The organism is Pseudomonas sp. NFACC04-2 (assembly GCF_900119265.1).
Classification (GTDB): domain Bacteria; phylum Pseudomonadota; class Gammaproteobacteria; order Pseudomonadales; family Pseudomonadaceae; genus Aquipseudomonas; species Aquipseudomonas fluorescens_AA.
In genome coordinates, this window is sequence record NZ_FPJC01000015.1 from 103,260 (window position 1) to 116,557 (window position 13,298).

Annotated in this window: 14 protein-coding genes; 10 read left to right on the plus strand and 4 right to left on the minus strand. The window is 59.6% G+C overall.

The annotated features are described in order from the left end of the window. Positions 1 to 66 precede the first annotated feature (66 nt). A complete protein-coding gene (norR, locus tag BT125_RS19765; RefSeq protein ID WP_072409486.1) occupies positions 67 to 1,623 on the minus strand; it encodes a nitric oxide reductase transcriptional regulator NorR in 1,557 nt (518 codons plus the stop codon). Between the two features lie 153 nt (positions 1,624 to 1,776). Between norR and hmpA the strand changes: the two genes are divergently transcribed. The 10 genes from hmpA (at position 1,777) to BT125_RS19815 (ending at position 10,203) form a co-directional block, all read left to right on the plus strand. Further along, on the plus strand, positions 1,777 to 2,958 hold the full coding sequence (gene hmpA, locus BT125_RS19770) for an NO-inducible flavohemoprotein (protein ID WP_072409488.1): 1,182 nt from the start codon (positions 1,777 to 1,779) through the stop codon (positions 2,956 to 2,958). A gap of 317 nt (positions 2,959 to 3,275) precedes the next feature. Continuing rightward, positions 3,276 to 3,785 (plus strand): disulfide bond formation protein B, encoded by a 510-nt coding sequence (locus tag BT125_RS19775; RefSeq protein ID WP_072409490.1) that lies wholly within the window; start codon positions 3,276 to 3,278, stop codon positions 3,783 to 3,785. Between the two features lie 93 nt (positions 3,786 to 3,878). Next, complete coding sequence (locus BT125_RS28995; protein ID WP_139271766.1) at positions 3,879 to 4,226, plus strand: hypothetical protein; 348 nt, start codon at positions 3,879 to 3,881, stop codon at positions 4,224 to 4,226. Positions 4,227 to 4,559: 333 nt separating this feature from the next. Continuing rightward, positions 4,560 to 5,507, plus strand: a complete 948-nt coding sequence (cyoA, locus tag BT125_RS19785) for a ubiquinol oxidase subunit II (protein WP_072409492.1) — start codon at positions 4,560 to 4,562, stop codon at positions 5,505 to 5,507. Between the two features lie 3 nt (positions 5,508 to 5,510). Beyond that, positions 5,511 to 7,541 carry a cytochrome o ubiquinol oxidase subunit I gene (gene cyoB, locus BT125_RS19790; RefSeq protein ID WP_072409494.1) on the plus strand — a complete coding sequence of 677 codons (2,031 nt, stop codon included), beginning with the start codon at positions 5,511 to 5,513 and terminating at the stop codon, positions 7,539 to 7,541. Between the two features lie 3 nt (positions 7,542 to 7,544). After that, positions 7,545 to 8,171, plus strand: a complete 627-nt coding sequence (locus BT125_RS19795) for a cytochrome o ubiquinol oxidase subunit III (RefSeq protein WP_072409496.1) — start codon at positions 7,545 to 7,547, stop codon at positions 8,169 to 8,171. Continuing rightward, complete coding sequence (cyoD, locus tag BT125_RS19800; RefSeq protein WP_014340102.1) at positions 8,172 to 8,507, plus strand: cytochrome o ubiquinol oxidase subunit IV; 336 nt, start codon at positions 8,172 to 8,174, stop codon at positions 8,505 to 8,507. An 11-nt stretch (positions 8,508 to 8,518) separates the two neighbouring features. Continuing rightward, entirely contained in the window at positions 8,519 to 9,406 is an 888-nt protein-coding gene (gene cyoE / locus BT125_RS19805) for a heme o synthase (protein ID WP_003178131.1), read from the plus strand. A 141-nt stretch (positions 9,407 to 9,547) separates the two neighbouring features. Next, positions 9,548 to 9,892, plus strand: a complete 345-nt coding sequence (locus BT125_RS19810) for a toxin (protein ID WP_072409498.1) — start codon at positions 9,548 to 9,550, stop codon at positions 9,890 to 9,892. Beyond that, positions 9,889 to 10,203, plus strand: coding sequence for a helix-turn-helix domain-containing protein (locus BT125_RS19815; RefSeq protein WP_072409500.1), 315 nt, complete (start codon positions 9,889 to 9,891; stop codon positions 10,201 to 10,203). Before BT125_RS19810 ends, BT125_RS19815 begins: the two co-directional genes overlap by 4 nt. A gap of 191 nt (positions 10,204 to 10,394) precedes the next feature. On the opposite strand, the gene BT125_RS19820 is transcribed toward BT125_RS19815, so the two are convergent. The 3 genes from BT125_RS19820 to BT125_RS19830 all read right to left on the minus strand — a co-directional run bounded on the left by BT125_RS19820 (position 10,395) and on the right by BT125_RS19830 (position 13,087). Next, positions 10,395 to 11,099 carry a hypothetical protein gene (locus BT125_RS19820; RefSeq protein WP_072409502.1) on the minus strand — a complete coding sequence of 235 codons (705 nt, stop codon included), beginning with the start codon at positions 11,097 to 11,099 and terminating at the stop codon, positions 10,395 to 10,397. A 91-nt stretch (positions 11,100 to 11,190) separates the two neighbouring features. Further along, positions 11,191 to 11,982, minus strand: a complete 792-nt coding sequence (locus BT125_RS19825; protein ID WP_072409504.1) for a DUF72 domain-containing protein — start codon at positions 11,980 to 11,982, stop codon at positions 11,191 to 11,193. A gap of 91 nt (positions 11,983 to 12,073) precedes the next feature. Beyond that, entirely contained in the window at positions 12,074 to 13,087 is a 1,014-nt protein-coding gene (locus tag BT125_RS19830; protein WP_072409506.1) for a sensor domain-containing diguanylate cyclase, read from the minus strand. Between the last annotated feature and the right edge of the window lie 211 nt (positions 13,088 to 13,298).

Consider the following 13,298-nt stretch of genomic DNA (forward strand, 5'->3'; position numbering starts at 1 on the left):
TCCGGGTTGGTGGATTTTGGGGCTGCTTCGCAGCCCAGCGGGGATAAATCCCCTCGCCACAGGTTTTTATTTCAGCCCCAACCGCCTGGCCATCCGCCCCAGGTTCGCCCGATCCAGCCCCAGTTCCCGGGCGGCGCTGGCCCAGTTGTGCTGGTGACGTTCCAGGCTGGCGGCGATCAAATTGCGTTGGAATTCGTCCACCGCTTCGCGCATGTCTCTCGTCACGCTCACCAGGGGCGGTGCCGGGCCGGTGGACGATGGGGCAGGGCTATCCACAGGGGCTTGGGGCAAATCCAGGTCATGGGCGCTGAGACTGAGGATTTTCGGGCGCGTCGGGCAGCGGCCCAAGGCCTTGAGGGCACTGCGGCCAATCAGGTGTTCCAGTTCGCGTACGTTGCCCGGCCAGTCGTAGGCCAACAGTGCGGCCTGGGCGTCGTTGGTCAGGCGCAGGCTGCCCAGGCCCATGCGTGAACGATTCTGTTCCAGGAAGAAGCCGCTGAGCAGCAGTACGTCCCGTCCGCGCTCACGCAGCGCCGGTACCTGCAATGGATACACACTCAAGCGATGGTAGAAATCGGCCCGATAACGGCCGTTGCGCACTTCTTCGGCGAGGTCGCGATTGGTGGCCGCGATCAGGCGCACGTCGACCCGGTGCTCCTTGTCCGAACCCAGGCGCTGCAGTTGGCCGCTTTGCAACACTCGCAGCAACTTGGCCTGGACAGTCAGGGACAACTCACCCACCTCATCGAGGAACAAGGTGCCGCCGTCGGCCAGTTCGAATTTGCCGCGCCGGTCGTTCGTCGCCCCGGTGAAGGCGCCCCGTACGTGGCCGAAGAGTTCACTTTCCACCAGCGTATCCGGCAGGGCGGCGCAGTTGAGGCTGATGAGCGGCTGCCCGGCGCGTTTCGACGCTGCATGGATGGCTTGGGCGACCAGTTCCTTGCCCACACCGGTTTCGCCCGTGATCAATACGGTCAGGTCGCTGCCGCCCACCAGCGCGATCTCTTCCACCAGGCGCTTGTGGGCCTTGCTCTGGCCGACCATGTCGCGATGTTGCTGGCCGCTGGCCTGGCGATAGACCTCGGCGCGGCGGTGCTCATCCTCGGCCTTCAAGGCCAGGCGCTCGATGCGTTCGGCGGCGTTGACCGTGGCGGCGGCGAGGCTGGCGAAGGCTTGCAGGGCGCTCAGGTCGATGGGTTCGAAGCGTTCCGGGTCCAGCGAATCCAGGGTGAGCAGGCCCCAGGGGCGCTCGTCGACGAACAGCGGACAACCCATGCAGTCGTGCACCTCCAAGTGCTCGGCCAACCCCTCGACCAGCCCGTCGTACGGATCGGGCAGGCCGCTGTCGGCGGCGAAGCGGGTGGGTTGCGGGTTCGCCAGCAGCGCTTCGAAGCGTGGGTGTTCGCTGATCCGGAAGCGTCGGCCCAGTGTATCGGTGCTCAACCCGTCCACCGCCAGGGGCACGAGGCAGTCTCCGTCCAGGCGTAGCAGCGCCGCTGCGTCACAGGGCAGCAGCGCGCGCAGGGCGCCCAGCAAGCGCCGATAGCGCTCGCCTTCAGGCAGTTCGCGGGACAGGTCCGCCACCAGGGGCAACAAGGCTGTAAGTAGAGAGGTTGCAGTCATAAAGACTCCATGTAGTCGGAAAGACTATAAAAGGTTCCGAGTCTTTATGACCACTTTTTATTTAACTGATTGAAAAATAACGAAATAAATAATGGCACGGAAACTGATGGTAGAGCTGTAGTTGTTATTCAAGTCCTTGCATGGAGTCACCTTATGCTCAGCCAAGAAGACCGCGCCATCATTCGCTCCACCGTGCCATTGCTTGAAAGTGGTGGTGAAGCGCTGATCACTCACTTCTATCGCATGATGCTGTCCGAATACCCGCAAGTGCGCCCACTGTTCAATCAGGCTCATCAGGCCAGTGGCGATCAACCCCGTGCGCTGGCCAACGGCGTGTTGATGTACGCGCGGCACATTGACCAGCTCGATCAGTTGGGCGACCTGGTGGCGAAAATCGTCAACAAGCACGTTGCCTTGCAGATCCTGCCGGAACATTACCCGATTGTCGGTGCGTGCCTGCTGCGAGCCATTGCTGAGGTGTTGGGCGCAGAGATCGCCACGCCCGAGGTGATTGCGGCGTGGGGCGCTGCCTACAACCAATTGGCCGATATCCTGATCGGTGCCGAAGCCGGCATGTACGACAAGAAGGCCGAGGCACCGGGCGGCTGGCGTGGCGAGCGTGAATTCATCCTGGCGGCCAAGGTCCAGGAAAGCTCGGAGATCACCTCGTTCTACTTCGAACCGGCGGACAAGGGCCCGATCCTGGTGGCCGAGCCGGGCCAGTACATCGGCATGAAGCTCATCCTCGATGGCGAGGAAGTGCGCCGTAACTATTCGCTGTCGGCCCTGGCGGACAATGGCCAGTATCGGATCAGCGTCAAGCGCGAGCCGGGCGGGCGGGTGTCGAACCATCTGCATCATCATTTCGACGTTGGCAGCCGTATCCAGTTGTTCCCGCCGTCAGGGGATTTCTACCTGACCGCCAGCGACAAGCCGCTGGTGTTGATCAGCGGCGGCGTCGGCATCACACCGACCCTGGCCATGTTGCAGGCGGCACTGCAAACCGAGCGGCCGGTGCATTTCATCCATTGTGCACGCAACGGCCGCGCCCATGCCTTCCGCGACTGGATCGACGACTTGGCCGAGCGGCATCCGCAACTCAAGCGCTTCTACTGCTACGACGAAGACGACGGCTTGAGCCCGGCGGCGGATAAGGTGGGGCTGCTGAGCCAGGAGCAATTGGCGCAATGGCTGCCGGAGCAGCGTGACCTGGACGCCTATTTCCTTGGGCCGAAGGGGTTCATGGGCGCCGTCAAACGCCACCTCAAAGCCCTGGGCGTGCCGGACCGGCAGAGCCGCTACGAATTCTTCGGTCCGGCGGCGGCGCTGGAGTAAGGTCGCGGCGAACCGGGAGACCGGGTTGCCTTCATCGCGAGCAAGCTCGCTCCCACAAGGGATTAGCGGCGGACACAACGCCTGTGAACACCGCAAAAAACTGTGGGAGCGAGCTTGCTCGCGATGGCGGCGGCAGCCCCATCCCTGTCCAACTGCCAGAATTAATCTCCGCTTAACCTTCTTGCGGTCTATTCCCTCCAATGTCGACGCTCGCTGCTCGTTCACTGTCATGGTCAGCGTGTAGACTTCGGTACATCCGATCGCGCGCCGGGTGTCGCGAGGCTGCGCGTCGATCCATGCAGACAAAGGGAAACGCAATGAGTGAGGAAATGATGCGGTTAGGCCGTGAGCGGCGCTATCTGGTGTTGCTGGGGCTGATCTGCCTGGCGCTGATCGGCGGTGCGTTGTACATGCAGGTGGCCCTCGGCGAGGCACCGTGCCCGCTGTGTATCTTGCAACGCTATGCGCTGTTGCTGATCGCGATCTTTGCCTTCATCGGCGCCGCCATGCGCACCCGCCGCAGCCTGACGATCTTCGAAGGCCTGGTGGTGCTCTGTGCCCTGGCCGGTGCTGGTGTGGCAGGGCATCACGTGTACACCCAGTTCTTCCCCGCGGTCAGTTGCGGCATCGACGTATTGCAACCGATTGTCGATGACCTGCCGCTGGCGAAGATCTTCCCGCTGGGTTTCCAGGTCGATGGCTTTTGCTCCACCCCCTACCCACCGATCCTGGGCCTGTCCCTGGCGCAATGGGCGCTGGTGGCCTTCGTGCTGACGGCGGTGCTGGTGCCGTTGCTGGTGTCGCGTAACCGCAAAGCACTTCGCTGAATCGCCTCGATGACACGCCCCGGTTCTCTGATGGAGGGTCGGGGCGTTTTACGTTTCACGCTCAAGCCGGAACGTCCTTGATCCGAGGCAAGAATGACCTGCGGCAATGTGCGACACGTTGTCACATATCTTGCGGCACTCAGCCTTTGCGAGGTTGATAAAGCACGCTTTCCTGTAACAAAAAAATGTCTGGTTTCGCAACTGGCGTATCGCCTGCAGCAGGCATTTTTAACAGCGGCGCGTCAGACGGCGCAGGCCCCGAAAAATGGGCGCTTGCCGAGCAAAAAACCTCTTGATGAGTCTCCCGAGCTGTCTAAATCGGGCGTAGTAGACTTACGTTTTTTGGGGTTCTTGTTGAGAATTAATTTCGATAACATGCTGGCCCGTTGCAATATCGGCAAGAGATTGTTGCCGGATCGGATAAAAATTATTTCGGGATGAGACATGGTCTACAGCGCGTCACCTCACTACAATCGCCCGCACCGATTTTCCGACCCGGCTCAGACTTGAGCATGAGAGTGGTCGAAGGGCGCCAGCGCCCCATGCGACCCCAGGTGTCGGTGCCTCCAACTACCCGCACCAAATGGAATTGGGCTTGAACTAGGCCTTTTGACCAACGAATAAGAACTCACTGCTGGCCCGGGATGTGTCGAACAGCCGCTGACGTTCGATGGGCAGCCCTTATTCAATCCAAGAAATGCCAACCCTTGGCAGGGTGAAGTGTTGGCGATCAAAACCCAACTGCATTGCGCAAGCTGCTTTAGAGGTCGTGAGATGAGTAAAAACAGGTACCCCCGATTACTAGGCTTGTTGCCGCTGCTCGGCGCGTTGCTGCTGGGAGGTTGCAACATGACCTTGCTCGATCCCAAGGGCCAGGTCGGCCTGGATGAACGAAACCTGATCATCACCGCCACACTGCTGATGTTGCTGGTCGTCGTGCCGGTCATCGTCATGACCTTCCTGTTCGCCTGGAAGTACCGCGCAACCAACACCAAGGCCACCTACACGCCGAAATGGTCCCATTCGACCAAGATCGAAGTGGCGGTATGGACCATTCCGGTGCTGATCATCATTGCCCTGGGTTATGTCACCTACAAGTCGACCCATGCCCTGGACCCGTATCGTCCGCTGGACTCCGACGTCAAGCCGATCACCATCGAAGTGGTCTCGATGGACTGGAAGTGGCTGTTCATCTACCCGGAACAAGGCATCGCCACGGTCAACAAGATCGTGTTCCCGGCCCACACGCCGATCAATTTCAAGGTCACCTCCGACACCGTGATGAACTCGTTCTTCATCCCGGGCCTGGGCGGCCAGATCTATGCGATGGCCGGCATGCAGACCAAGCTGCACCTGATCGCCAACCAGAACACTGAACTCGAAGGTATCTCCGCCAACTACAGCGGCGCAGGTTTCACCGGCATGAAGTTCAAAGCGACCGCCACCACCCAGGAAGAATTCGACGCCTGGGTCAACGAAGTGAAGAAGGCACCTAAACAGCTTGAAAAAGCTGAATACGAAGCCCTTTCCAAGCCGAGCCAGAACAACCCAGTCGAACTCTACTCGTCGGTCACGCCGAACCTGTTCCAGACCATCATCGACAAGTATGAAGGGATGAATCCGGGCAAGCCGATGCATCACGAGAAGAAAGACAAGGAAGTGGCCCACAACATGGAAGGGATGGACATGAGCTCGCATTCAGCTGCCGGGGCAGAGGAGTAAACGATGTTAGGTAAATTAAGTTGGGAAGCGATCCCGTTCCACGAGCCGATTGTCATGGTGACCCTCGCCATTATCGCGCTCGGTGGTCTGGCATTGTTTGCAGGCATCACTTATTTCAAGAAGTGGACCTACCTGTGGACCGAATGGCTGACCTCGGTCGACCATAAAAAAATCGGCGTGATGTACATCATCGTTGCCATGGTCATGCTGCTGCGCGGCTTTGCCGACGCCATCATGATGCGTACCCAGCTGGCCATGGCCACCGAGGGTTCGCCTGGCTACCTGCCGCCTGAACACTATGACCAGATCTTCACCGCTCACGGTGTGATCATGATCATCTTCATGGCGATGCCATTCTTCACCGGCCTGATGAACCTTGCAGTGCCGCTGCAGATCGGCGCGCGCGACGTTGCCTACCCATTCCTGAACTCCCTGAGCTTCTGGCTGCTGGTGTCCGGCGTGGTGCTGATCAACGTTTCCCTGGGTGTTGGCGAGTTCGCCAAGACGGGTTGGGTTGCCTATCCGCCGTTGTCGGGGCTGCAATACAGTCCGGGCGTGGGGGTGGACTACTACATCTGGGCGCTCCAGCTATCCGGGTTGGGGACAACGCTGACGGGGGTCAACTTCCTGGCCACCGTGCTGAAAATGCGTACCCCTGGCATGAAGCTGATGGACATGCCGATCTTCACCTGGACCTGCACCTGGGCCAACGTGCTGATCGTCGCTTCGTTCCCGATCCTCACCGCTACCCTGGCTCTGCTGACGCTTGACCGCTACATGGATTTCCACATTTTCACCAATGAACTGGGTGGAAATCCGATGATGTACGTCAACCTGTTCTGGGCCTGGGGTCACCCTGAGGTGTACATCCTGATCCTGCCGGCGTTCGGTATTTTCTCTGAAGTCATCTCGACCTTCTCCGGCAAGAAGCTGTTTGGCCACCACTCGATGATCTACGCTTCCGGCGCGATCTCGGTACTGGGCTTCATGGTCTGGCTGCACCACTTCTTCACCATGGGTTCGGGTGCCAGCGTCAACGCCTTCTTCGGCCTGGCGACGATGTTGATTTCGATCCCGACGGGGGTGAAGCTGTTCAACTGGCTGTTCACCATCTACCAGGGCCGTCTGCGTTTCACCAGCCACGTGCTGTGGACCCTGGGCTTCATGGTGACCTTCGCCATCGGCGGCATGACCGGCGTACTGCTGGCCATTCCGGGTGCTGACTTCGTGCTGCACAACAGCCTGTTCGTGATCGCACACTTCCATAACGTGATCATCGGCGGCGCCGTGTTCGGCTACATCGCAGGCTTTGCGTTCTACTTCCCGAAAGCGTTCGGCTTCAAGCTGCACGAAGGTTGGGGCAAGGCTGCGTTCTGGTTCTGGATCTCCGGCTTCTTTGTCGCGTTCATGCCGCTCTATGCACTGGGCTTCATGGGCATGACCCGTCGCCTGAACGCCACCACCAACCCTGAGTGGGTGCCGTACCTGTACGTCGCCATGTTCGGCGCGGTGATGATTGCCGTCGGTATCGCCTGCCAGTTGATCCAGCTGTACGTCAGCGTGCGCGATCGCAAGAAGCCGGAAAACATGTGCGAACATGGCGACCCGTGGAATGCCCATACCCTGGAATGGTCGACCTCTTCGCCTCCGCCGTTCTACAACTTTGCCGTGCTGCCAAAAGCAGACGTCATCGACCCGTTCACCGAAGCCAAGGAAGCCGGCACCGCGTACCAGGCTCCGGCCAAGTACGAGCCGATCCACATGCCCAACAACACCGCCACCGGTGTGGTCATGGGCGCGCTGTTGACCGTGTTCGGTTTCGCGATGATCTGGCACATCTGGTGGCTGGCCATCGCCAGCCTGGTCGGCACCGTGGTGTATTTCGTGATCCATGCCGCCCGTGACGATCAGGGCTACATGGTGCCGGTGGATGTCATCGAACGCATCGAAGCCGAGCAGCACAAGCGCCTGGTAGCGGCCGGGAAAGTCCCCGCCACCGCCACCCGTGTTGAAACCTCGTTGGAACAGGCTTAAACCATGTCGAACTTAGTGACCAATGTTGGACACGCCCATGGTCATGACCATGGGCACGATGACCATCACCACGACTCGGGCGAGATGACCGTATTCGGTTTCTGGCTCTACCTGATGACCGACTGCATTCTGTTTGCGTCGATCTTCGCGGTATACGCGGTGCTGGTTAACAACGTCGCCGGTGGCCCGTCGGGCCACGAGATCTTCGAACTGCCGTACGTACTGGGCGAAACCGCGCTGCTGCTGTTCAGCTCGATCACCTACGGCTTCGCCATGCTGGCGTTGTTCAAGGGCAAGAAAACCCAGGTACTGGGCTGGCTGGCCATGACCTTCCTGTTCGGTGCCGGCTTCATCGGCATGGAGATCAATGAGTTCCACGTATTGATCTCCGAAGGCTACGGTCCTAGCCGCAGTGGCTTCCTGTCCGGGTTCTTCACCCTGGTCGGTACCCACGGTCTGCACGTGACCAGCGGCCTGATCTGGATGGCGATCATGATGTACCAGGTCCAGAAGAACGGCCTGACTGCCACCAACAAGACGCGCCTGAGCTGCCTGAGCCTGTTCTGGCACTTCCTGGACGTGGTGTGGATCTGCGTATTCACCGTTGTTTATCTGATGGGGACCCTGTAAATGGCTAACGCACATTCCCATGATGGCCATGACGCCGGCCACGGCAGCGTCAAGTCCTACGCCATCGGTTTCATCCTGTCGGTGATCCTGACCGTCATTCCGTTCGGCCTGGTGATGTACCCATCGCTGCCCAAGAGCCTGACCCTGTGGATCATCCTGATCTTCGCCGTGGTCCAGGTATTGGTGCACCTGGTGTACTTCCTGCACCTGGACCGCTCCGCCGCCCAACGTAACAACGTGGTCGCGTTTGTCTTTGCCGCGATCGTGATTGTCCTGCTGGTCGGCCTGTCGTTGTGGATCATGTTCAGCATCCACACCAACATGATGGCGCACTGAGGAAAGTCCGGATGTCCCTGAAGCACTTTATCCAAATCACCAAGCCGGGGATCATTTTCGGTAACGTGCTTTCTGTGGCAGGCGGGTTTTTCCTGGCCTCGAAAGGGCATGTCGATCTGGCCATCTTCCTGGCGGCGATGATCGGCACTTCCCTGGTGGTGGCGTCCGGTTGCGTGTTCAACAACTGCATCGACCGCGACATCGACATCAAGATGGAACGCACCAAGAATCGGGCGCTGGTCCAAGGCCTGATTCCGGTGCAACTGGCCTTGGCATTCGCCACGGTGCTGGGCGTGGCCGGGGTGGCGCTGTTGTACTGGGTGGCCAATCCGTTGGCGGCGTTGTTCGCGGTGATCGGTTTTGTCATCTATGTCGGCCTCTACAGCCTGTACCTCAAGCGCAAGTCGGTCCACGGCACGCTGGTGGGCAGTCTGTCGGGGGCGATGCCGCCGGTGATCGGCTACGTGGCGGTGAGCAACAGCTTCGACATGGCGGCGCTGACGCTGCTGGTGATGTTCAGCCTGTGGCAGATGCCGCACTCCTACGCCATTGCGATCTTCCGCTTCAACGACTACCTGGCGGCCTCGATTCCGGTGCTGCCGGTCAAGCGCGGCATCCGCGTGGCCAAGAAGCACATCCTGCTCTACATCCTGGCCTTCCTGGTGGCGACCTTGATGCTGACCTTCAGCGGCTATGCCGGCATGAGCTACCTCGCCGTCGCCGCCGCCATGGGCATGTATTGGCTGTACATGGCCTGGACCGGCTACAAGGCGGTGGATGACACGGTCTGGGCACGCAAGCTGTTCGTGTTCTCGATCTTCACCATCACCGCCCTGAGCGTCATGATGTCCCTGGACTTCAAGGTGCCGAGTGAGCTGCTGCTGACGTACGCGCCTTAAGCTTCAGATGCTGCATGAAAAAGCCCCGCCTTCGAGAGAAGCGCGGGGCTTTTTGTCTATAAAGGGGCGTGGATTGGCTGTCATTCGTCGCAATAGATTAGGGTTTGTTGAACTGTAAGCAATTTGCCTATAGTTTCTGCCATGCGTACCCTATTTTTTGAAACGACTACGTTCACCGCCACAGTTGGCGATTACCTGGCTGACGATGAATATCGCCTGCTTCAGTCCTATATGTTGCGGCATCCAGAGGTCGGTGACGTCATGCCACGTACCGGCGGCTTTCGTAAGCTGCGCTGGTTCGATGAACGTCGCGGCAAAGGGAAGCGAGGTGGGCTGCGAGTCATCTACTATTGGCTCATGAGTGATCGTCAGTTCTGGATGTTCGCGATTTATGACAAGGACGAGTTGGAAAACCTGACCACCGAGCAAGAGAAGATGCTCAAGCGCGCCATAGAAGCTGAGTTGAAAGTGCGAGGTACCTTATGAAAAAACGTGATCTGTTTGCCGAGATGATACAAGGCGTCGAGGAGATGGCCGCTCACAGGGAGGGCAAGATTACCCTTCGCCAGCTATCGATCGAGGAGAAACCGGTTCCCGAGGTGTCGGCTCAGGAAATCGTGGCATTGCGCGACAAGCTTCGCATGTCTCAAGCCGTTTTCGCCAAGAGCATCAGGACCAGTCCTGGCACCCTTAGAAACTGGGAGCAGGAAAAATCCAAACCCAATGCCCAGGCGGCTTTGTTGATCAAACTGGTCGAGAAGTTTCCAGACATGGTCGAGCGGCTCGGCGCTGTTTGAGGCATTCATACCTCCCCCATGAAAAAGCCCCGCCTTCGAGAGAAGCGCGGGGCTTTTTCATGGGGGTGCGGGCTGTCGATGTTCCTGTGGAGCGAGCTTGCTCGTGATAGCGGTGGTTCAGCCTGCATGAGTGCTGAATGTGACGGCCTCATCGCGAGCTAACTCGCTCCCACAGGGGCCTCGGGTGAGGCTTATTGCTGGGCGATGCTGTAGCCGTCGAAGGCTTTCTGCTGTTGCAACGCAGTGACGATGCCTTTGCGGGTGGCCGGTTGTTCGGTGCCGTCATTGTCCAGGAAGGTTTCGCTTTCCAACTCGGCGTCGTCGCCTTCGCCTATGAAGTTGAAGCCCAGGAACTCGAAGGCTTCGCGGTCGACGTTCGGCTTGGAGCGCGGTGTGCGCAGGGGCAGGGTGACACTGATGCCATCCTTGCTGATGACAAACACCTCGGCTTCCTTCTTGGCCCGCGAGGCCTTGCCCTTGCTGCCGCTCGGGTTGCTGATGGCCTGGTGGGTCTGGTTCAGCACTTTCAGGGCCAGGCCGTAGACCAGTTCCTGGAACGACGGGTCGTCCTTATAGCTGGAGAGGATACGGCTGATCGGGAAGCGGCTGCTCAGGTCTTCCAGGGCCGCGAAGTCGGCGGCTTCGGCGTCCTTGAGCTGTTTGAGCTGGCCCATCAGTTCGTAGGCCTTGTCATCGTCGAAGGCATCGTGGGCCTGGCGGATGGCGTTGCGCAGTTCGCGGATCTGGTCGCTTTCGCGGTTCGACTGGAACGCATCGAGGACCATTTCGCTGATGGTTTTGGCCTGGGGCAGATGCTGTGAAAGATTGATGGAGTTTTCGTATTCCGCTTTGGACGACAGGGTGACTACGGATTCAGCGGTGTTGGAATCGGACATTGAAATTTCACTACTTCTGTTAGCGGGATGAGGCGAGAAAGGCATTGAGCTTTTTTCCGGTCGCCTAATCTATTGGACCCGAGCGGTGTTGTCACGGTCGGACCGGCAGCAACTGACCATTTGTTGCCGGTAGCGGCTTTGCGTCTTGCATCAGGCCCATCAAGCGCAACGCGTCGGCGGTCGCGGCGCCACTGGCGGTGTTGTCGAAGATGCACCAGGTCGGTGTGTCGGGGGCGGCTTGCAACGTTTGGGCGAGGCGTTCCAGCCAGGCGTCTTCGTAAGCTGAGTAGTAGATCCGTGGCGAACCATGCAACCGGTAGTAGCGAATGCCAGGCCAGCCAGCGGGTTGATCGCCGCCGGGCAAGGGTGACGGATCGGCGGCGACACGGCCGATGCACGCGTCTTGCAGGATCGTCGCGGCCTGGGGGGCGAGCCAGCTCGGGTGTCGCGGCTCAAGCACCGCATGACCTTGATAACGGTCCCGCAAGGCCTTGAAGAATACTTCGGCCACGGCTGCCTCGAAGGCCAGCGACGGTGGCAACTGAATCAACAGGCAGCCAAGCTTCTCTCCCAGTTGCGAGCATTGCCCGAGGAATTCATCCACAAGCCCTTCGCAGTCGATCAGCCGTCGTTCATGAGTTATCTGCTTGGGCACCTTGACCGAGAAGCGAAAGTCCCCGGCAACGCTGCCGGCCCACTTGGCATACGTGGCGGGGCGGTGCGGGCGGTAGAACGAGCTGTTGATCTCCACGGCGGGAAATCGGCTGCTGTAGCGCTGCAAATGCGTACCGTCGACAGTAAAGGCCGGCCAATGCTCCCGGGGCAGCGACCAGCCGGCGCAGCCCAGGTAAAGGCGTGAGGAGGAGGGAAGTCGAGTTGGCAAGGGCGAAGGCCTGATCGCAAGAGATACAGCCTATGACCGCTGCCAACGCATCATGTCTGCATTCTTTTTTGTGTTTGGGCCGGGGTACCGTTCATTCGCAAATCACATTCTTGCCCGCCATCTTGGAGCGATACAGCGCCTGGTCCGCCCGGTGCAGCAACGCCGAGTGCTGTTCATCCTCCAGGCGCTGCACCACGCCAAAACTCATGGTGATCTGGAAGTCGCCCACCGGCAGCAGGTCGGCCAGGCCACGACGAATGCTTTCCGCCAGCAGCCGGGCGTCGGCCAGGGTGGTGTTGGGCAAGATCATGATGAATTCGTCACCGCCCCAGCGCACCAGCAAGTCGCTGCCGCGCTCGCAGCGCTTGACGCTCTGCACCACTTGCACCAGCGCTGCGTCACCGAAGGCGTGGCCGTAGCGATCGTTGATGTCCTTGAAGTCATCGACGTCCATGGCGATCAGCGACAACGGCTCGCGGAAACGCTGGGCGCGCTCACAGGCCAGCGGCAGCGCTTGATCCAGGCGGTAACGGTTGGCGACCCGCGTCAGGGCATCGGTTTCGGCAAGCCTGCGGTTCTCGTCGAGTTGGAGCTGCAGCTGATGATTGACCCGGGACAGTTCGCGGGTGCGTTCTTCGATGATGGCTTCCAAGGATTTGTTACGCCGTTCCAATTGTTCGAACAGGCGCTTCTTGTCATCGATGCTGCGATGGGCACCGATCATGCGGGCCACCGTGCCGTCCGGGTTGCGGGCGATCACGTAGCCGCGATCCTCAATCCAGATGTAGGACCCGTCGCACATACGGCAACGGTACTCGGCCTGGTAGCGGTGGGATCGTTGCTCCAGGTAGTCGTCGAACAACGCCATGACCCGTGGGTAATCTTCCGGATGGATCACGCTTTCCCAGGTCAGTACGGTGTTGTCCAGTGAATGAGGCAGGTAACCAAGCATGGTGTACCAGCCGGGGTTGCGGTAGACGAAGCCGGTGTTGGCATTCCAGTCCCAGATGCCATCGCTGACCAGTTCCAGGATAGTGTGCAGTACGCCTTCGTCCAGATCGGACAGGTCGAACCGCAGCATGTCGATGTTCGAGGCATCTCCCATCATCGTTTCCTCATCAACCTTGATATCAAAATGCTCGTCCAAGGAGGAAGAGTAGCTGATGGGGGGGTGGGGAACTAGCGGCGGATGTTCAGACGGGGTTTGCTTTTGTGGCGAGGGATTTATCCCCGCTGGGTCGCGTAGCGGCCCCCAAAAAGTCATCAAACCCGACATCACCCGCGATGTGAACCGACAGTCTTGGGGTTGCTGCGCA

Bases quoted from the DNA above. Each gene is read 5' to 3' on its own strand.
- BT125_RS19830 (WP_072409506.1), bottom strand. From the start codon at position 13,087: ATGGGAGATGCCTCGAACATCGACATGCTGCGGTTCGACCTGTCCGAT.
- BT125_RS28995 (WP_139271766.1), top strand. From the start codon at position 3,879: ATGACCTGCGGCAATGTGCGACACGTTGTCACATATCTTGCGGCACTC.
- cyoE (WP_003178131.1), top strand. From the start codon at position 8,519: ATGTCCCTGAAGCACTTTATCCAAATCACCAAGCCGGGGATCATTTTC.
- BT125_RS19795 (WP_072409496.1), top strand. From the start codon at position 7,545: ATGTCGAACTTAGTGACCAATGTTGGACACGCCCATGGTCATGACCAT.
- norR (WP_072409486.1), bottom strand. From the start codon at position 1,623: ATGACTGCAACCTCTCTACTTACAGCCTTGTTGCCCCTGGTGGCGGAC.
- BT125_RS19775 (WP_072409490.1), top strand. From the start codon at position 3,276: ATGAGTGAGGAAATGATGCGGTTAGGCCGTGAGCGGCGCTATCTGGTG.
- BT125_RS19810 (WP_072409498.1), top strand. From the start codon at position 9,548: ATGCGTACCCTATTTTTTGAAACGACTACGTTCACCGCCACAGTTGGC.
- cyoB (WP_072409494.1), top strand. From the start codon at position 5,511: ATGTTAGGTAAATTAAGTTGGGAAGCGATCCCGTTCCACGAGCCGATT.
- cyoD (WP_014340102.1), top strand. From the start codon at position 8,172: ATGGCTAACGCACATTCCCATGATGGCCATGACGCCGGCCACGGCAGC.
- hmpA (WP_072409488.1), top strand. From the start codon at position 1,777: ATGCTCAGCCAAGAAGACCGCGCCATCATTCGCTCCACCGTGCCATTG.
- cyoA (WP_072409492.1), top strand. From the start codon at position 4,560: ATGAGTAAAAACAGGTACCCCCGATTACTAGGCTTGTTGCCGCTGCTC.
- BT125_RS19820 (WP_072409502.1), bottom strand. From the start codon at position 11,099: ATGTCCGATTCCAACACCGCTGAATCCGTAGTCACCCTGTCGTCCAAA.
- BT125_RS19815 (WP_072409500.1), top strand. From the start codon at position 9,889: ATGAAAAAACGTGATCTGTTTGCCGAGATGATACAAGGCGTCGAGGAG.